The sequence below is a fragment of the Hymenobacter perfusus genome, from assembly GCF_003944765.1.
Lineage (GTDB): Bacteria > Bacteroidota > Bacteroidia > Cytophagales > Hymenobacteraceae > Hymenobacter > Hymenobacter perfusus.
In genome coordinates this window covers 170,564-188,395 of record NZ_RWIU01000002.1, presented here as the reverse complement: position 1 = coordinate 188,395, position 17,832 = coordinate 170,564, and the positions used below count along the sequence as shown (strand labels likewise).

Sequence of the window (17,832 nt, the reverse complement as noted above, 5' to 3'; positions counted from 1 at the left end):
TAAATGGCCTCTATTTCATCCCGCAGCTACGACGGAAAAGTTAAGTACCTGTTCTCTCCCGCCGCCCGGATTGCCGGATATGTACTTGTTGGGTTTGGGATGCTTGCTTTTCTGCAAACCATGTACGGTTTCGCTACGGATGGCGTAACTTTTATTCAGTTGCTATCGGGCCCAGCCTGTCTGCTGGTTGGCTACATTATGCTATCAAGCTACGAAGGCATCACCCTGGATGCGCAAACCCGCCGTTATCGAACCTATAACTGGCTGCTTGGCTTCCGTCAGGGGGAATGGGTTCATCTGCCTGCTATTATGCGAGTTTCAGTTGCCCCGTTCAATGCCGTATACACACTACACGATTCGATTGCGCCAAGCATGAAAGTACAGCAGCATGGTTTGTACAGAGTTCTACTCAGCGTCGAAAATTCTCGTATCGGTATTATTGCCGCTATTGATAAACAAGAATTTACTCTTCAAAAGGCAGCCGAATTGAGCAAGTTGTTCGATGTGGAAATGACATCGACCCTCGGAGGCTGAAAAGCTGGCACCTATTCACTACGTACACGTTCTGGTAGCCTAAAACACAAAGTTGAACGAGGCCTGGCCCAGCAGCCCGCGCAGGTCGCGGCTGCGGCTGCTCAGTGGCACGAAGTAACTAGCCTTTGTATCAAGCAGGACGTGGCGGGTTTTGAGCAGCTCTATGCCCAGACCCAGGTTCAGGTTCGGGATGAACTCGTTCTTTTTATCATCGTTGCGGTTGAGGATGAAGCCGCCCACTTGGTAGCTGGTGTACAGGTTGAGGTAGCGGCGGCGGCCCCGGCCGAAATTGCGCGGGTAGAAATCCTGCCCGAAATTGATGACGAACAGCTCGTTCACAAACGCCGAATCCGTTTTGTTGGTAGTCGTGGGCTTGTACACACCCAGGTTGAAGTAGCTCTTGCCCCGCGTGAACAGGTACTTGATAGCGTAGCCCTGGTAGGCCGGGCTGGTCAGGCCGACTTTCGGGTTATCCAGCCGCAGATAGCCATACTCCACGCCCGGCATGTTTACGAAGCTCACGCGCCGGTTGCCCGTGGGAAAGCTGATTTCATCGAACAGCCGCAGCGTCACGTAGGCCTGGCCCTGGTGGCTGGTGAGTTGCTGCTGTTGCTGCCGGAGCTGCTGGAGGCGGGTTTCGCGGCGGGTTACTTCTTCCTGCCCGTCTTCCCGTTCCTCCTTCGTGAGCTTAGCGTCGCGCAGGCGGGTTTCGGCGCGGGTGAGCTGCGCCGCTTCGGTTTGCTCTTGGGTGCGCAACTCCTGTAGGCGCGGGGCCAGGTTACGGGCATTGAGGTTGTTTTCCAGCACGTAACCCAGCGTGGCCGTCAGGGAATCGAGGCGGGGCAGCTCGCGGGTGGGTAGGCTGAATTCGGCCGTCAGCTGCTCGGGGGTTTCCTCCTGCTTCTGCACCCGCGCCGCCCGGGTCCGGATGAAGCTAGTAAGGGCCACCCGCGCCTCGGCGTACTTTGTGACGCCCACGCTCAGCCGCTTCTGGGTTTCGTAGGATTCCTGGTCGTCAGTCGTTTGGGCCGTGGCCGCCGTGGCAGTGCTGAGCAGGAGGAGCGGCAGTAGAATACGGAGTTTGTAGTTGTTGCAGTTTACCATGTGCGTGTACCCCGCCAAGTAGCGGAAGGCGGACGCAAGGTGAGCTGCATCGGCAAAGAACTATATGCCAAATTTGACCATTTTCAGACTTCAAGCAACAACAAACAATTATATCAATCTATTGAAATTCATGCATTTATCAATTTACCCTAATCTCTTTTCCTGACTTCTCAAGCAGCAAGAAAAATAAATTGATCAATCCTCTTATCGGATTACCCACTGTTACTGCATACTTCTTTCAATAAATTGATGGTCAAATTATTACCTGGACAAAATGTTATATAAATCATATTTTGTCATTCCGTCTCAGCGCATATTACTCACGGCGGCATTAGCTTTGTATTCGTCCAATTACACTTTTTATAGTTTCATAGTGAAACCTATTTTGTTGCTCGCCTGCCTCGGATTATCAATTTCAGTACAGGCCCAACGTATCGACCAGGATTACCTGGTTACCGCCTCTGGTGATACCCTGCATGGACGGGTGCTGGTATCTGAAAAGGGCGTAGGCCACGTCACGCTAAAACGCCGGAACACGCCAAGCACCCGTTTTGAAGCGGCGGAATTGCTGAGTTTCGGTGACCAGAAAGGAGTGATAAGCCAAACGTTACCGGTAGGCTCCAAAAAAACACCGCAGCTGGTAACGCCCCTGGTGCAAGGCCCCGTTAGTTTGTACGGAGGCCGTGGGGCCGACGGGAAAAAAGGCTATTTTCTCCAGTCGCCGGATAGCGCATATCTGGTACAAGTGGTACCTGACGCGGCCCAGCTAACGTTGCACCGGCTATTGCCCGGCTGCCCTACGCTGGAGTTTGGCACTACCAAAGTGCAGCAGAAATACCCTGTCAACTATTCGGGCCTTACCCGCCTGACCATGGACTACAACGCATGCCGTCACCCGCAGGAATCCAGCAAAATTTTAAAGCGCAGCAGCGGAATACGTGCAGTGTATGGTATAAAGGCGGGAATTAACGCCTCTGACTTTGAATTTGCCTCCGAACCCTTCCCGGGCAGCAGCGAGAACCAAATCGGGTATCAGGCGGGAGTATTTTTGCGGCTGTTCAACAAGTCCCGGTTCTCAACTATTGTGGAAGCCAACTATCTGTCGTTGCGCAATACCTATCGTAGCGTGACGGCTACCTCATCGTTCAGCCAGGAAAACGAAGCGGTAGTAGACTATCAGCAGATACAAATTCCCCTCCTGTTGCGCTATACCCTCGGTAGTGGCATCATCCGGCCCTATATCAACGCGGGTGTTCTGTACGGCCACAACCTGCGCAACTCCTCGGTTGAAACCAGAACGACGTCCTCCACTTCCACTGTTATCCAGAAGCGGCCTATTCTCATCACCAAGTCTGGTGTTGGCTGGACGGCTGGCCTAGGAACAACAATTCAGCGAAAAAACTTACCAGAGCTAGGGCTGGAAGCGCGCTACGAACAGACCAACTACAACGGGTTTGTCATTTTTAATCCGATTCATACCTCAGCACGCCTGGATGTAAGCATTGGGTTCTAAACGCCTGCCGCTACTCGCGCCGCCGCTCATTTTTGGTACCCAGAATAAACAGAATCAGCAGCAGAAACGCGGCGAGGCCCAGGCTATACCACGTTACCACCGGTAGCCCCCGGTAGAACGGCATGGTGGCCGGGTAGCGGCCCAGCAGGCTCAGGCCTGCAAACACAATAACGGCCACCGCCACCGCCGCCAGAATACTGCGGCTCACCAGCTGATCGGCTTTGCGCAGTAGCAGCTGGTAGCCACTCAGCTCCACCCGCACCCGCAAATCACCGCGCGAGATTTTGCGCATGATCTGGCGCACGTCGCTGGGCAGGGTTTGCAGCAGGGCCAGCAACTGGGTGCCGGTGTAGAGGGCCTCGTTCTGAATATTCTCCCGCGAATACTGCTCCCCAATGATGCGCGCGCCATAGGGCCGCACAAACTCAAAGGTGTTGAAGCGCGGGTGTAGCACCTTGCCAATACCCTCCAGAATCACCAGGGCCCGCAGAATCAGGAACACCGAGCCGGGTACCTGCAGCTTGTAGCGGTAAATGATGTTCTGAAGCGCGTCGGCCAGGTCCGACATGCTCATTTCCTTCACGTCGAGCAGGGCGAAATCCTCAATCAGCTGGCTAAGGTCGGCCTCGAAGGCGCGCATATCCGGGATTTCGGAGGTCAGGGCCAGGCGGCGGAAGTTCAGGGCCATGCTGCGCGCGTCCTGCCGGGCCATCCCGATGAATACGCCCGCAAACGCATACTTCTGCTGCTTGCTGAGGCGGCCCACCATCCCGAAGTCAATGAGCACCAGCGTGCCATCGGGGCGCACCAGCACGTTGCCGGGGTGCGGGTCGGCGTGGAAGGCCCCGAACTCGAAAATCTGGGTCAGGTAAATATCCATGCCGGTTTCGGCCACTTTCTCGGGGCTCAGGCCCCACTCCAGCAGCTGCGGCTTATCGGTAATCTTGCAACCGCTCACGTACTCAATCACCAGGATGCGGTTGGTACTCAACTCCCGGTACGGCCGCGGAATGTAGAACGACTCATAATCCTCATAGAGCTTGCGAAACTGCTCCATCGAGCGGGCTTCGGAGGTGTAATCCAGCTCCTTGGTCATGCTCCGCTCGAAGGCGTCTACAATGTCCTGGGGGTTGCTCAGGCCCTGGCGACGCAGAAACGGGGCCGTCAGGCGCACCAGCTCGTGCAGCAGACTCAGGTCGGTGCGCACTTTTTCCTGCACATCGGGGCGCTGCACTTTCACCACCACTTTCTCGCCCGTAAGCAAGCGTGCGCCGTGTACCTGCCCGATGCTGGCCGAGCCCAGTGGCACCTCCTCGAACTCACTAAACACCTCTTCCAGCGGCCGGCCCAGCTCCTGCTCAATGATACGCCGGGCCTGCGCCACCGGAAACGGCGGCACGTTGCTCTGCAGCTTCTCAAACTCATCGATGAGCGGCTGGGGCAGCAGGTCGGCGCGGTTGCTTAGGGCCTGGGCCAGCTTGATAAAGGTAGGCCCCAGCTCCTCGATAATCATGCGAATCCGCTCCCAGCGCGTGGTTTCGAACACCGCCTGCTCCCCTTCCTGCCACGAGCGGCGCCGACTCTGCGACACCAGCCGCCGCAGCGCCGTGCTGGTCACCACGTCCTCGAAGCCGTAGCGAATCAGCACCTCAGCTACCTGCCGGATGCGCGTGAGGTTGGAAATGGTGTTCTTAAACATGCAGCACGGGGTTAAACGGAGCGGGCGGATTTCATGGATTGAAGCCGGCAGTTCTCCTGGAAGAGCGAGCAGCTGTTCAACTCGTCCAATCTGCGAAATAAGCGCATAAAAAACCCCGGCCGCTACAAACGGCCGGGGTTTTACGGGCCTGAGGCCGAAACCTACGCGTTGCTTTCGGCAGCGGCCGTATCGTTCGCCTGTTTTTTGGCCGCGCCGGCTTTGCCAGCGGCCGATTTCTGGGTTTTGCCAGCGGCGGCGCTGGTTTTATCGGCGGCTTTTTTCACGGTGCCGGCCACTTTACTGGTGGCGCCGGCAGCAGCGGCTTTAGCCGGAGCGGCCGTTTTGGCGGCCGGGGCCTTCTTGGCGGGAGCAGCTGCCGAAGCCGAAGATTTAGAGCCTTTCACGGTGCGCTTCAGCTCTTCTACGTCGGCGTTGGGGGCTACTCCTACTGTTTTCAGCAGGCGGGCGGCCAGGCCCTGGGCCTGCTTTTCCAGCTCCTTGCGCTTGGCATCGGTGTTCTTCTTCAGGTCGTCCATTATTTTGGCGCCTTCCTGCTCCGAAAGCTTGCTTTCCTGCACCAGCGAATCGATGCTTTTCTGAACCCGCTCATTGGTGAGCGAAACGAAGCCGACACCGGCATTTATGAACTTTTTAAACAGATCTTCCATGAAACTGGGCGGTTAAGTAAGGGAGTGAGAAAAGAATAAAAGGAAAACGCGAAAACAGTCTTCAGACTAAGTAGTATGCAAGCCGAATACTTTCAGCAAACCTACGAAAACACGGCTATATAGTTGAACCTGAGGATATATTTTTCTAATCATATCGGGTTGACACACCAAAAAAGCTCTATTTAGCGGCCTATTTGCGCTTCAGGCGGCCCGCCGGGGGACGTAAGCAGATGGTGCAGGCCACACCTGCCGCGTAAAATCGGCTACCTGATCCAGGGCGGTGCGGGCTTCAGGCAGGAAACGCCAAAACAGATGCCACCAGTGCACCAGCCCTTCAAACACCTGGAGGGTCACCGGCGTGCCGGCAGCCCGGGCTTTGGCGGCAAAGTGCTGCACATCGTCGCCCAGCACCTCGGCGTCGGAAATCTGAATTAGCAAGGGCGGTAACCCGCGCAAGTCAGCCTGCACCGGCGACACCAACGGGTGGGCCAGGGAAGTTTCAGCGGCGTAAAGTGGCCCCCAGCCCCGGATTTCCAACGCTTCCAGCACCTGGCTTTCCTCAAGGGCCACGCGCCGCAGCTTCCCGGCCGGCAGGAGCAGATCGGTCCAGGGCGAGAGGCCGATGGCGGCGGCCGGCAGCGCATCACCCGCGTCACGCAGAGCCACCAGCAGCGCCAGTGCCAGCCCGCCCCCGGCCGAGTCGCCGGCCACCATGATGTTGGCGGCCTTGTATCCTTGCGCCAGCAGCCAGCGGTAAGCCAGCAGCGCGTCATCGAGGGCAGCCGGGAACGGGTACTCGGGGGCCTTGCGGTAGTTGATGGCCAGGGCCATCACGCCGCAACGTTGGGCCAGCGTGCCCACCAGGGCCCGGTGCGTGTTCAGGGAACCCAGCACGTAGCCCCCGCCGTGCAGGTAGAGCAGCACCCGCCCAGGTTGAGCTTGGGCTGGCCGCACCCACTCGCCGGGCATGCCATCAATATCCGCGTCTTCCAAAAACACGTTCCAGGGCATCAATTGGCCAAAAGACATCAACTCGAAAGCTAGACGCATGGCCGGCAGACGGGGCCGCCGCCGGGCCAGCGGGCCGGTGGCGGCCGTGAGCAGCTGCTTGAGCAGCAGGTGTTGGGTAGAAGGCATTGGGTGGGCGGTGGGAATTTCTTGCTTGAAGGATGCGCTACGCGTTCATTCTTCCGGAGGCTGGGTACTAATGGCTGGGGCTGAAAAGCAGGCAGTGGCAGGCCGATCAGCCCTGCCCTCTGAATTTATCACTTATTAATCCGATGGCCCTTGTACCCCCGGATGGCAATGGGAATCCAGCCTAATACGGGAATAAAGAAGGTGAGGGTGAAGGGGTTGCGCCACAACATGCGCCAGTAGGCACCAGGGCTGCGTAAATCCAGGTCGAAGTCGCGCCGGCCGTGACGCATGTACTGCCGCTCAAACTCGCGGAACAGTGCCGGCCAGGCCCAGGGCAGGAAAAACGGAAAGTATCGCCAGTTTTCTTTGATGCGCTGCCACAGCTCTTTCCACTGATAGGGGTGCTGCCCGTGCTGCTGCACGGCGGCGTCCATTTCCGTTTGCATGCGGGCACGTACCTGGTTCGAGAGGTCCTCGTACTCGGAACGAGTCAACTCATCGGTAGTCTTGTTGGTTAGCTCGTAGGGCTTGATACGAGAACCCAGCACGAAAGTCAGCTTGGCCGGAAAGGCCATATAGAAAAACCACGGCTGTAGTAATACCAGCAGAATCACGGGGCCCATGGGAATAAAGGGAATTCCAATTTTCTTGCTCAGCCGGTTCACCCACTCCCAGCTATACGTGTAGGGGTTCAAGTACTCGCCGTTGATGGTGTAGAACGGGATGATATCGGTGCGGTGCAAAATGCCCATACGCACCGTACTGGTGGCCAGCCGCTGCAGCCGATACTTGTTATTGAACCCCTTCCCGATGCCCGGCACACCTTCGGGGTACAGCATCAGGTTGTGGTCATTGTAGTACATCATCGTCTCGAAGTTGAGCGTGGTGGCATCCACGCAGCCGCAGCGCTTCCAGAAATCCTGCACCTGAAACGGGTTCATCAGGGCCGACTGGGAAAGCATGGGGGCCGACAAGGGCCGGGGCAGGTCGCGCAAATCGGGCAGTACGCGCCACAGGTGCGAGAGGGCCACCATAGCGTCCCAGGGGAAAGCCATGCCCGAATGGTTGGAAGCGAAGATGAGCGGCCGTTCGGGGTTATTGCGCTGAGGATAGTTCTCGAAGCCAATCAGCTTGGACCGGAACCACACCCGATCCAGCAACTGCAGAATGTTCCGGTCAAGCGTTTCAACGAAGTGTTCATCGAAATAATCACTGTAGATATGCTGGTTCGCCAGAATAGCGGGGGATGGCTGAGGCAGCGCAGCGGAAGGTTGAGCCATGGATGGGCGGACGGAGCGGCGAATAAGGGAACAGACCGAAACGATGGGCTTCTAATGTACTGATTTTGCCAGGCTCTCGGCTGAAAACCCCGAAAAAAGCCCCCTGGCTACGTTCACATGCCGCAGCCCGGCCCACCCAACCGCGCGTTCCCGAGGCCGGCCGCGCAACACGTCCAGGCTAAATCTGCCGTTTCAGACGCAGGGTGGTGGTAAACAGCTCACCGTTGCTCCGCCGCACGATAAACAGCAGTTGCCGGCCGTCTTCGGAGTGCAGCATCTTACTGAACTGGTTCAGGTTGAGATACTCCGCTGGCATCAAGTTGATGGACAGAATTTCATCGCCTACGGTGATGCCGGCCCGGGCGGCAGGGCTTTCGGGTTCGATGCGCAGCACCTTGTAGTTGCGGTAGTTAGGGCCGGTAGCCAGCAGGTCAAACCCACACATATCATGCTCGAACGGCTCCCGGAACATGCCGTTCGGCCGCAGAAGCAGAGTATTACGCTCGTAGTCGATAATAACCTTGAACCGTTTCAGCAGCTCGAAGCCCAGGTTGCCGTTGCGGGGCGTTTCCACCCGGGAAGCTACATCGGCGGCATCGGGGAAGGAAGTGAGCAAGGTAGGCAGGCGGTAGCGGCCCAGATGCAAAGCCGTCACCCGGCCCAGATACCCGTTGATGTTGCCGTTCAGGCCCCGGCCCAGCGGCGTGCGCAGGCGGGTGGCTGGTACCTGCAGGCGGGCATCGGAAGTAGTTTCCAGCGAGAGGGCGTGGCCGGCACCAGTATCTAGCACCAGCTTCAGGGGCAGCGTCAGGGAATCGGTGAGCTGCACGGGCAGGGTGAGGTAGGTTTTGCGGCCTTCCATATCCAGCGGCAGCCTAGCCCAGCGCCGGCCCAGCGGCGGCCGGTACGAAGCTGAGGCGTACATGGTCAGGTGCTGCTGCTCGGGGTCAATTTCCACCACGAAGCTGCGAAACACGTCGGAGCCCAACAGGCCGTGAATGGGCATGCCCACGTAGCCCGAAAGGTTCAGCACGTCATCTGACAAAATCAGGAACGGCAGCTTGGGAGCCCGGATGCCACCGCTCAAACTCACATCGGCCGCCGTCTGGAAGGCTTCCAGGGGCCGCTCCTCCCCCGCCCCAGCCACCAGAAACCGGCCTTCCAGCGGTAGACCCAGCTCTTGCGCCAGCACCGGATCGGTAATCAGGGAAGTGCCGATGCCGGTATCCAACAGGAAATTATAGGGGCCTTTGCCATTGAGCCAGGTTTCCACCACAATCAGGTTACGCTGCAACAGGAAAGGCAGCTGCACATGCCGGGTGCGGGTTTTTTCGAACCGGAAGGCGGCCGGCTGCCCCGAAGCGGCCCCAACGGCCAGCAGCAGTACGAGCAGCCCAAGCCCCCCCGCCCGGCCGCGGCCCGAAAACAGCAGTAGCGCACAGATTCGCAGCAACATATCCGGAGTGAAAGAGCCCTGAAGTTACTGAAACAAACGCTTTCGATGAACCGTTTGTTTGCGACACAAAGCTGAACACTAAAGTGCGGGTTCTAGTCCCGAATAGTTTCTGTAAACTGTGTAAAATGAGCGGATCAAAAGCCCTTCGTGCGCTACGCCGGCAGCTCCCACAGACCGGTGGGGTGGTAATGCAGCTGCCCGGTGTGGATGTGCAACGGCGCGGCTAGGTTGTTGTGGTACAGCTGCCCGGTGCCTAGTCCCTGCGGAAAGCCGGGTGTGGCATAGGAACCCGCCAGCTGGCTGACCGCGTTCAGCCCGATGTTAGACTCCAGCGCGGAAGTGAGCCACCAGCCGATTTGCCGGCTTTCGGCCTGCGCCACCCAGTTCAAGCTGGCCTGCAGCCCGCCCAGCAAAGTAGGCTTCAGGATAAGAAAAGCTGGCCGGGTCAGGTCCAGCAACTCCTGTTGCTGCGCGGGCTCGGTGATGCCAATCAGCTCCTCATCCAGGGCCACGGGCACGGGCGAGAGGCGGCAGATTTCGGCCATAGCGTGCCACTGCCCCGCCCCGATGGGCTGCTCGATGGAGTGAAGCTGAAACCGGGCCAGCTGCTCCAGCTTTGGCAGAGCCTCCTGAGGGCTGAACGCGCCGTTGGCATCTACCCGCAGAGTGAGCTGTCTGGGGCCGGCCACGGCTCTGATTTCCCGCAGGATTTCCAGCTCGGCAGCGAAATCCAGCCCCCCGATTTTGAGCTTGAGACAGTCGTAGCCTTCCGTCAGCTTCTTCTCAATCTGCCGGCGCATGAAGGCCGCATCGCCCATCCACACCAGCCCGTTGATGGGCAGCCCCGCCTCGCCCCGACTGAAAGCGTTATCATACAGCACGCGCCGGCCGCCATTCTGCCAGTCGAGGACAGCGGTTTCGAGGGCAAAGCGCAGGGCCGGCCACTCAGGACCAACCAGCCCGGCGGCTTCTTCGGGCCGCAGGTCGTACAGCTGCTGCCGGTTGAATTCTCGCACGAGGCCTTCCAGCGCAGAAACGAAATCGGGACGGTAGTCGGGGCTAAGGCCAGCCAGCGGAGCGGCTTCACCAATGCCTGTCACTTCCGGCTGGTTGGTGTCAGAGAGGTGCAGATAGTACGCGGTATGCTCCGTGAGAGCCCCCCGGGAGGTGCGAGCCGGAAAGTTAAAATGCAGAACACGGTGGGAGTAGCGCAGCTGGAGCATAGACAGACGGGGCAAGTAAAGAACCGGAGGCAGATAGCAGCGGCAATATACGCCCCTCAGAAACGCAGGCGCCGCCTTCCGGTCAGGAAGGCGGCGCGGTAAGGCAACGAAACCGGCAGAACCGGCTCCGTTTTTATCCTCAGCAGCTTACTCTGCGGCGTTGCCCTGGGTGTTATCGCGCCCACGGCTGGCCTGCCCCCCTTTACGGCCGGCGGCGCGGGCTTCTTCTGAGGTGAAGCGGTGCCCGCGCCCGCTCAGATGCGAGGCACGGCCCCCTTCGCTGGCAATGCGGCGCTGGGTGGCGGCATCCATGGCAGCAAAGCCGCGTGGACGCTTGGTTACGGGAGTCTCGGGAGTGGTGGGGCGAGTGGCAGCTTTGGTATTCATGCTAGAGTTGGCTGGGTAGTTAGTTGGACAGGTAGATTCTTCGTATCAGAAGGTCGTTTGCTTACGGCCTATGGCTGCGAATAGTAACGCACGAAACCACTAAATACCAGCAGATACAGCCAAAATACCACTTTGTACTGAGGAGCTGCTCCGTATAACTACGGAGCAGCCTTGCGAAGCGCGCACGGTTTCACCGGCTGCCAGTGTGGTCAAAACTACTGGCCGGGTTTGCCGTTATCTGTATATCCGGCCCTTTACCCACTGCCTATGTCACTTGCTCCTGCTGCCGTTTCGGTATCTGCTCCCGCTATTTCTTCGCCCGTTCTCCGCTTTCAGGCGGTTCGTCAGCAGTCGGAGGCGCTGTGCCGCCCGCTCCTGCCTGAAGACACGGTGGTGCAGCCCGTCATTGATGTAAGCCCCCCGAAGTGGCACCTGGCTCATACCACGTGGTTCTGGGAAACCTTTCTGTTGCGTGAATACCTGCCCGGCTACCAGGTTTTTCATCCCGACTACGCCTTCCTATTCAACTCCTATTACAACTCCCTGGGCTCCCGCGTGAACCGCGCCGACCGGGGCACCCTCTCCCGCCCCGCGCTGGCAGAAGTCTATCACTACCGTCAGCACATAGATGAGCATATGGAGCAGCTGCTGGCTCTTGCCGATACCCTGCCAGCCGCCTGCTGGGAGGTGTTTGAGCTGGGCCTGCAGCATGAGCAGCAGCACCAGGAGCTGCTGGCCACTGATATCAAGTACATTCTGAGTACCAGTCCGCTGGCGCCGGCCTACCAAACGGTGCCACCAGCGGCGCCTATCCACTCCGCGCCGCCGGTGGCGTGGTTGCCGGTGCCGGGCGGTGTGCACCGTATAGGCTTTGAGGAGGAAGGATTCTGCTTTGACAACGAACAGGCCCCGCACGACACTTACGTGGCCGATTTTGAATTGCAAAACCGCCTGGTTACCAACGCGGAGTACTTGGAGTTCATGGAGGCCGGCGGCTACCGGGACTTCCGCTACTGGCTGGGTGAAGGCTGGGATTTGGTGCAGCAGCAAACCTGGGAAGCTCCGCTCTACTGGGTATTGCACCACGGCCGCTGGCACCGCTTCACGCACCACGGCCTCCAGCCGGTGAACATGGCGGCCCCCGTCACCCACGTCAGCTTTTACGAAGCCGATGCCTATGCCAACTGGCGTGGCCACCGCCTGCCTACCGAGCAGGAATGGGAAATTGCCGCCCGCCATTTCGGGGCCACTGCGGCCGGTGGCACGTTCCTGGAAAGTGGCCTCTTCGATCCGCAGCCGTTACCCGCAGATGCCGCCCCCGACGAGTGCCACCAGCTGTTGGGCGACGCCTGGGAATGGACGTATTCGGCCTACCACCCCTACCCCGGCTACCAGCGCGCGGCCGGTGCGCTGGGCGAGTACAATGGCAAATTCATGGTGAACCAACTGGTGCTGCGCGGCGGCTCCTGCGCTACTCCCGAAAGCCACATTCGCCTCACTTACCGCAACTTTTTCCAGGCCGATAAACGCTGGCAGTTCACCGGCATCCGGCTGGCGCGGTAGCTGCCGGGCCTGCTCACCGACCTCCTCTCTCCAACGCATACTAGGGCCGGTTCGGGGTAGCACCAGAGGTAGCCCCGCGCGAATACTTTCTGCCTGCTACGCCCGGTCCGGCAAACGACCCTCTCCCCTATGTCCTCTGCTACCACCAGTCTCACCACTCCCGCAGCACCGCCCGAATTTGTGGCTACCGACCTTTCCCGGCACGTTCAGGAAGGCCTGGGCCGACAATTCAAGGCACTGTCATCCATGTATTTTTACGATGACGAAGGCAGCCGCCTGTTTCAGCAGATTATGGCCCTGCCGGAGTATTATCCCACCCGCACCGAGTTTGCGCTGCTCACGCGCCACCAGGCCGCCATTGCCGCCGAACTGCGCCCGCAGAACCCGGACGAACATTTTTTCCTGCTGGAGCTGGGGGCCGGCGACGGGCTGAAAACCAAAATCCTGTTGCGCCAGCTCCTCGACAGCGGCGCCCAGTTCACCTACGTACCGGTTGATATTTCGGCGGCGGCGCTGGATGGGCTGTCTGCCAGTCTGCGTGCTGAGCTGCCTGCGCTGCGCGTAGAAACCGTAGTGGCCGATTACGCGGATGCGCTGCGCCTGATGGCCAGTCGGCCGGGCCGTAAGGCGGTGCTGTTCCTGGGTTCCAATATCGGCAACTTCCTGCCCGATGACCGCCACCGCTTCCTCCAAAACCTGGCCCAGCCCCTTACGGCCGATGACCGGCTGCTGGTAGGCTTCGACCTGCAGAAAGACCCGCGCCGTATCCGGGCGGCTTACGATGATACCCAGGGCGTAACGGCGGCGTTCAACTTTAATCTGCTGCACCGCCTCAACCGGGAGCTGGGTGCCGATTTCGATTTGGACCACTGGCAGCACTATACTGATTACGACCCATTGAGCGGCGCGGTGCGGTCTTTCCTGGTCAGCACCCGGGCCCAGACCGTTCGTTTTACCGCAGTAGGCTGGGAAGTAGCCTTTGCGGCCTGGGAGATGATTCATACGGAAAACTCCTACAAGTTCACCCGCGCCAGTATTGCGGAAGTGGCTCAGGCTGCTGGCCTGCGCGTACAGCACGTTTTTACAGATGAGCAGGATTTCTTTGCCGACGTGCTGCTACGGCCGGCTTAACCAGGTAGTCAGGTGTTTCTCATGACCGAATCTATCAGCCTGGCTTCCGGCTACGGCGCGTTTCTCACGCCGGCCGTGGCCGCCGAAGCGGCCGTGCGCAGCATTCAGGCCGGGCCGCTGCCAGTGCCGGAAGCGGCCGGTTTACCTGCGTTGCGCGAGGCCATTGCGCAACGCGGCCAAGAGGTGCCGGCGGCCCACGCCAGCCCCGAAAACGTGGTGGTAACGCCGGGAACCAAAGCCGCCCTGTTTCTGCTGCTCCAAACCGTGCTACGCCCCGGTGATGAAGTGCTGCTGCCCACGCCTAACTGGTTTGGTTTCGGAGAGCTGATAACCCGGGCCGGTGGCGTTGTGCGCGCGCTGCCCCTTTCCGCCGCCGATAACTATGCCTTGCCGCCGGAGTTATTGCGCACTGCCCTCACGCCCCGTACGCGCGTGTTGCTCCTTTCCAACCCCAACAACCCCACCGGCCGCGTGTACCACCGCGAGGAGCTGGCGGCTTTGCTGGCCATCACGCGGGAGTTCCCGGACCTGTTTGTGCTCAGTGACGAGATATATAACCTGATGACCTTTGCGGCCCGGCCTGTTCCTTCGCTGCTGGAATTTCCGGATCCTCACGGACAGCATCTGGTTGTAAACGGGTTCAGCAAGTCACTGGGGCTGATTGGCTGGAACATTGGCTACTTAGTGGCTCCGCTGGCTATTGCCCGGGCCTGCGCCGCTGCGCAACGAGCGACGGGTGGCGCGGTGGCAGCACCGGTTCAGGAAGCAGCCTTGGCCGTCACGCGGGCCGCGGCCAGTGTGGCCGGCGGGCTGGTGCACCAGCTGCAGCCCACCCGCCGCCTCATGCTGGAGCTGCTCGCTGAAATTCCCCGGATTCCGCCCGTGGCCCCGGAGGCTACCTATTATGCGTTTCCTGACTTGCGGGCGTATGTCCGGCCGGAGCTGCCGGCCGCCGAAGCGTCGGCGGAGCTGGTGGGCCGCCTGCAACGGGGTGGCTTGGAGGTAGTAGATGGTGCTACCTGCGGCACCCCCGGTTTCATCCGGATTTCCTACGCGGTACCCGAGCCGATTTTGCGCGAAGGCCTGCGCCGACTGGCTACGGTGTTGCATTTAAAACAGGTCGATTAAGCGGTAGTTCAGCCGCAGCCCCGCTCAGGTTTCCGGCCCGGGCGGGGTTTCTTCGTCGTACCTTTGCGGCTTCTTGCTTGTTACTGCCGTATGTCCCGCTCCGCTTTCCGCTCCCACCTCAGGCCCACACTCGATTTAGCTTACCCCGTGATGCTGAGCCAGCTGGGCCACGTACTGGTAAATGTGTGCGACAGTATGGTGGTAGGCCAGACCGGCAAAATTCCCCTGGCAGCCGTGTCGTTGAGCGTGAGCGTGAGCACCGTGGTGATGGTCCTCGGGCTGGGCCTCACGATGGGCATCACGCCTTTGGTAGCCACCGCTGACGGCCGCCGCGACGTGCCCGGCCTGGGCCGCCTGCTGGTAAATGGGGTGTGGCTAAGCGCCGGCGCGGGGTTACTGCTGGCCTTGCTGGGGCTGCTGGTCCCGCAGGTGCTGCCCTACCTCGGGCAGCCGGCACCGGTGGTAGCGTTGGCCGCGCCCTGGGTGAAAGTGATGTTCCTGTCGTTTTTCCCGCTGATGCTGTTCCAGGGGTTTAAGCAGTTTGCCGAAGGACTGGGCCTCACCCGGCAAGCCATGCTGCTCTCGGTGCAGGCCAACCTGCTGAATGCGGTGCTGTGCTACGGGCTGGTGTTCGGGAAGCTGGGCATGCCGGAAATGGGCATGATGGGCGCGGCCTGGGCCACGTTTATTGCCCGCGTACTGATGGCACTGCTCATGGCGGCTTACGTGCTGGTGGCCGTGCGCCTGCGCCCCTACCGCCAGGCGGCGGCTCTTAACCTGCGGCCCGATGCCGCCGGCCTGCGCCGACTACTCGGGCTGGGGGCTCCTATTGGGGTCCAGATGACTTTTGAGATGGGCGCGTTCAGCTTTTCCGCCATCATGATTGGCTGGCTGGGTGCCACTCAGCTGGCCGCGCACCAGATTGCCATCAACGTGGCCTCGGTGACCTATATGGCGGCCAGCGGCATTGCGGCGGCGGCTACCATCCGGGTGGGTAAGCACATCGGCAGCCATGATGCGCCCGGTGCCCGACAGGCAGGCCTCATGGCCTACCTCATCACGTTTGGGTTTATGAGCCTGATGGGCTTGCTGTTGGTACTGGGCCGCCACACCGTGCCGCATTACTACAACCACGACCCGGCCGTGGTGGCGCAGGCGGGCACGCTCCTGCTCATTGCCGCCGCCTTCCAGGTGTCCGATGGGTTGCAGGTAGTGGGGCTGGGCGCGTTGCGCGGGCTGGAGGATGTGAAGGTGCCCTCGGTGGTAGCATTGCTGGCGTACTGGGCCGTGGCACTGCCGCTGGGCTACGTGCTGGGGTTCCGGCTGGGCTGGGGCGCTACAGGCGTGTGGGTGGGGCTGCTGACTGGTCTCTCGCTGGTGGCCGGGGTGCTGCTGGTGCGGTTTCGCAACCGGCCGGCATTGCTCGCCCCGGCCGTGAACGAACCGGCCCTTGCCGCGCGTTAAGCTCCCGTTGTGAGTCGGCCGCCGGGCCGTACCTTGCCGGTTGATTTCCCACCTGTTTCGCTTGCCATTAGCGCCGAATGCTGTCGTCTGTTGCTCCCATCTGGCTACTGAGCCTGCTTCCCACCTTCGCTCCTGCTCCCACCCAAACCGCCCCGCCGGCTTCGCCCGCCAAGCTGGAATGGAGCGCCGCCCGCCCGCTCACCTGGACCGATTTCAAGGCCCGCCCCAACTCCGACCGGCTGGCGGCTCTCACTTCTTCTACTATTGATGCCAAGGTAGGCTGCGTCGATTACCAGTTTTCGGCGCAGGTGCGGGCCGTATTTACGCCCTCTGAATCGTGGGTGCGCAACATGGCGCAGGCCTCGCCGGCCCTGCTGCGCCACGAGCAGCTGCACTTCGACCTTACCGAAATTCATGCCCGCCTATTGCGGCAGAAGCTCAGCCTGGTGAAGCTCGACTGCGAGAAGCTCCAGCCGGCCTTCGGCAACCTCACCAAAATGGCTTTTCTGACCTGGCAGCGTGATGAAGCCCGCTACGACCAGGAAACAAACCACGGCCTTAACGCCCCCCGCCAGCAAGCCTGGGACCAGCAGATTCAGCAGCGCCTGACTCAGCTGGAGGCATTTGCCTTGAAACAGTGAAATGGCGAGTTTACCGTTCTGCTTGCGCAACTTGCGCCAACTGCATCGCCAAGGTCATCAGAAAGGAAAACTCACTATTTCACCATCTCACTAACTCACCACATGCTAACCTGGGCTGAATTTGAGCTGGTAGATATCCGGGCCGGCACCGTTCTGGAAGCCCGGGAATTTCCCGAAGCGCGGCGGCCGGCCTATCAGCTCGTTATCGACCTGGGCCCGGAAATCGGCCTGAAAAAGACGAGCGCGCAGGTAACGCACCACTATCAACCCACTGACCTGGTTGGCCGGCAGGTGCTGTGCGTGGTCAACTTTCCGCCCAAGCAAATCGGACGGTTCATGTCGGAGGTATTGGTTACGGGCCTGCCCGATGCCGCCGGGCACATCGTACTGACGGCACTGGCCGGCCCCGTTCCCAACGGCAGCCGCCTGATGTGAGGTGGTGAAATGGTGCGCTTGACGTTCTGCTTGCGCCATCAGGCCCGGCAGAACGTCAAGCGCACCATTTCACCATTTTACCTTACCGGTGCGGCGGTGGGCTGCCGGGCTCCTGCTGCCGGGCTTCGCGCAACGATAGGCTATCTACCACGGTAGCGTAAATATCGTCCAGATCCTTCTCGTGGGTGGCGTAGTAGCGGTAGCTCTGCACGAAAGCCGAGTCACTGACTTCATAGCGCCAGTACACGTTTTTCTGCTGCTGCCGGAACAGGGCGCGGGCCGAGTCGGTGGGCAGGGCGGCGGCATCGGTCCGGGCTTCCAGCAGATGCATTTCGATGAGCAGGCTCACCATTTTGTCGCGCGGGATGAGTTGCTGAGGCACAGGCACTTCTTCGGGTTTCTGGCAGGCGGCAACCAGCAGACTCAAGGCACTTAGCCAGCCCAGCAGGCGGAAGGAATATCGTTTCAC

17 protein-coding genes are annotated in these 17,832 nt (G+C 60.1%); 8 read left to right on the top strand and 9 right to left on the bottom strand.

Translation table 11 applies throughout. The features are described 5' to 3' along the window. Window positions 1-3 precede the first annotated feature (3 nt). Window positions 4-534 (top strand): hypothetical protein, encoded by a 531-nt coding sequence (locus EI293_RS07015; RefSeq protein ID WP_125436444.1) that lies wholly within the window; start codon window positions 4-6, stop codon window positions 532-534. 39 nt (window positions 535-573) lie between these two features. Here EI293_RS07015 and EI293_RS07010 read toward each other — a convergent pair whose 3' ends face one another. Then, window positions 574-1,638, bottom strand: coding sequence for a hypothetical protein (locus EI293_RS07010; RefSeq protein WP_125436443.1), 1,065 nt, complete (start codon window positions 1,636-1,638; stop codon window positions 574-576). Window positions 1,639-1,912: 274 nt separating this feature from the next. Here EI293_RS07010 and EI293_RS07005 point away from each other — a divergent pair, with 274 nt between their 5' ends. Beyond that, window positions 1,913-3,151 carry a porin family protein gene (locus EI293_RS07005; RefSeq protein WP_125436442.1) on the top strand — a complete coding sequence of 413 codons (1,239 nt, stop codon included), beginning with the start codon at window positions 1,913-1,915 and terminating at the stop codon, window positions 3,149-3,151. A 10-nt stretch (window positions 3,152-3,161) separates the two neighbouring features. Here the strand turns inward: EI293_RS07005 and EI293_RS07000 are convergent, their stop codons facing one another. The 7 genes from EI293_RS07000 to EI293_RS06970 form a co-directional block, all read right to left on the bottom strand. Further along, window positions 3,162-4,850: an ABC1 kinase family protein gene (locus EI293_RS07000; protein ID WP_125436441.1), complete on the bottom strand. Its 1,689-nt coding sequence runs from the start codon at window positions 4,848-4,850 to the stop codon at window positions 3,162-3,164. A gap of 161 nt (window positions 4,851-5,011) precedes the next feature. Continuing rightward, complete coding sequence (locus tag EI293_RS06995) at window positions 5,012-5,518, bottom strand: phasin family protein (protein WP_125436440.1); 507 nt, start codon at window positions 5,516-5,518, stop codon at window positions 5,012-5,014. A 201-nt stretch (window positions 5,519-5,719) separates the two neighbouring features. Further along, on the bottom strand, window positions 5,720-6,655 hold the full coding sequence (locus EI293_RS06990) for an alpha/beta hydrolase (RefSeq protein WP_125436439.1): 936 nt from the start codon (window positions 6,653-6,655) through the stop codon (window positions 5,720-5,722). Between the two features lie 128 nt (window positions 6,656-6,783). Next, window positions 6,784-7,935, bottom strand: a complete 1,152-nt coding sequence (locus EI293_RS06985) for a lysophospholipid acyltransferase family protein (protein WP_246010565.1) — start codon at window positions 7,933-7,935, stop codon at window positions 6,784-6,786. A 178-nt stretch (window positions 7,936-8,113) separates the two neighbouring features. Then, on the bottom strand, window positions 8,114-9,391 hold the full coding sequence (locus tag EI293_RS06980; protein WP_125436438.1) for an aspartyl protease family protein: 1,278 nt from the start codon (window positions 9,389-9,391) through the stop codon (window positions 8,114-8,116). Window positions 9,392-9,543: 152 nt separating this feature from the next. After that, window positions 9,544-10,614 (bottom strand): o-succinylbenzoate synthase, encoded by a 1,071-nt coding sequence (locus tag EI293_RS06975; RefSeq protein ID WP_125436437.1) that lies wholly within the window; start codon window positions 10,612-10,614, stop codon window positions 9,544-9,546. 147 nt (window positions 10,615-10,761) lie between these two features. Further along, the gene (locus EI293_RS06970) at window positions 10,762-11,001 is read right to left on the bottom strand and encodes a KGG domain-containing protein (RefSeq protein ID WP_125436436.1); all 240 of its coding nucleotides are present in this window, start codon (window positions 10,999-11,001) and stop codon (window positions 10,762-10,764) included. A gap of 267 nt (window positions 11,002-11,268) precedes the next feature. Between EI293_RS06970 and egtB the strand changes: the two genes are divergently transcribed. The 6 genes from egtB (at window position 11,269) to EI293_RS06940 (ending at window position 17,363) form a co-directional block, all read left to right on the top strand. After that, entirely contained in the window at window positions 11,269-12,564 is a 1,296-nt protein-coding gene (gene egtB, locus EI293_RS06965) for an ergothioneine biosynthesis protein EgtB (RefSeq protein ID WP_125436435.1), read from the top strand. A 129-nt stretch (window positions 12,565-12,693) separates the two neighbouring features. After that, the gene (gene egtD, locus EI293_RS06960; RefSeq protein WP_125436434.1) at window positions 12,694-13,695 is read left to right on the top strand and encodes an L-histidine N(alpha)-methyltransferase; all 1,002 of its coding nucleotides are present in this window, start codon (window positions 12,694-12,696) and stop codon (window positions 13,693-13,695) included. A 21-nt stretch (window positions 13,696-13,716) separates the two neighbouring features. After that, the gene (locus EI293_RS06955; RefSeq protein WP_125436433.1) at window positions 13,717-14,823 is read left to right on the top strand and encodes a pyridoxal phosphate-dependent aminotransferase; all 1,107 of its coding nucleotides are present in this window, start codon (window positions 13,717-13,719) and stop codon (window positions 14,821-14,823) included. Window positions 14,824-14,913: 90 nt separating this feature from the next. Beyond that, entirely contained in the window at window positions 14,914-16,287 is a 1,374-nt protein-coding gene (locus EI293_RS06950; RefSeq protein ID WP_125436432.1) for an MATE family efflux transporter, read from the top strand. Between the two features lie 77 nt (window positions 16,288-16,364). Next, the gene (locus EI293_RS06945; protein WP_125436431.1) at window positions 16,365-16,928 is read left to right on the top strand and encodes a DUF922 domain-containing protein; all 564 of its coding nucleotides are present in this window, start codon (window positions 16,365-16,367) and stop codon (window positions 16,926-16,928) included. A 102-nt stretch (window positions 16,929-17,030) separates the two neighbouring features. Then, window positions 17,031-17,363, top strand: a complete 333-nt coding sequence (locus tag EI293_RS06940) for a tRNA-binding protein (RefSeq protein WP_125436430.1) — start codon at window positions 17,031-17,033, stop codon at window positions 17,361-17,363. An 82-nt stretch (window positions 17,364-17,445) separates the two neighbouring features. Here the strand turns inward: EI293_RS06940 and EI293_RS06935 are convergent, their stop codons facing one another. Further along, the gene (locus tag EI293_RS06935) at window positions 17,446-17,832 is read right to left on the bottom strand and encodes a DUF4296 domain-containing protein (RefSeq protein WP_170170286.1); all 387 of its coding nucleotides are present in this window, start codon (window positions 17,830-17,832) and stop codon (window positions 17,446-17,448) included.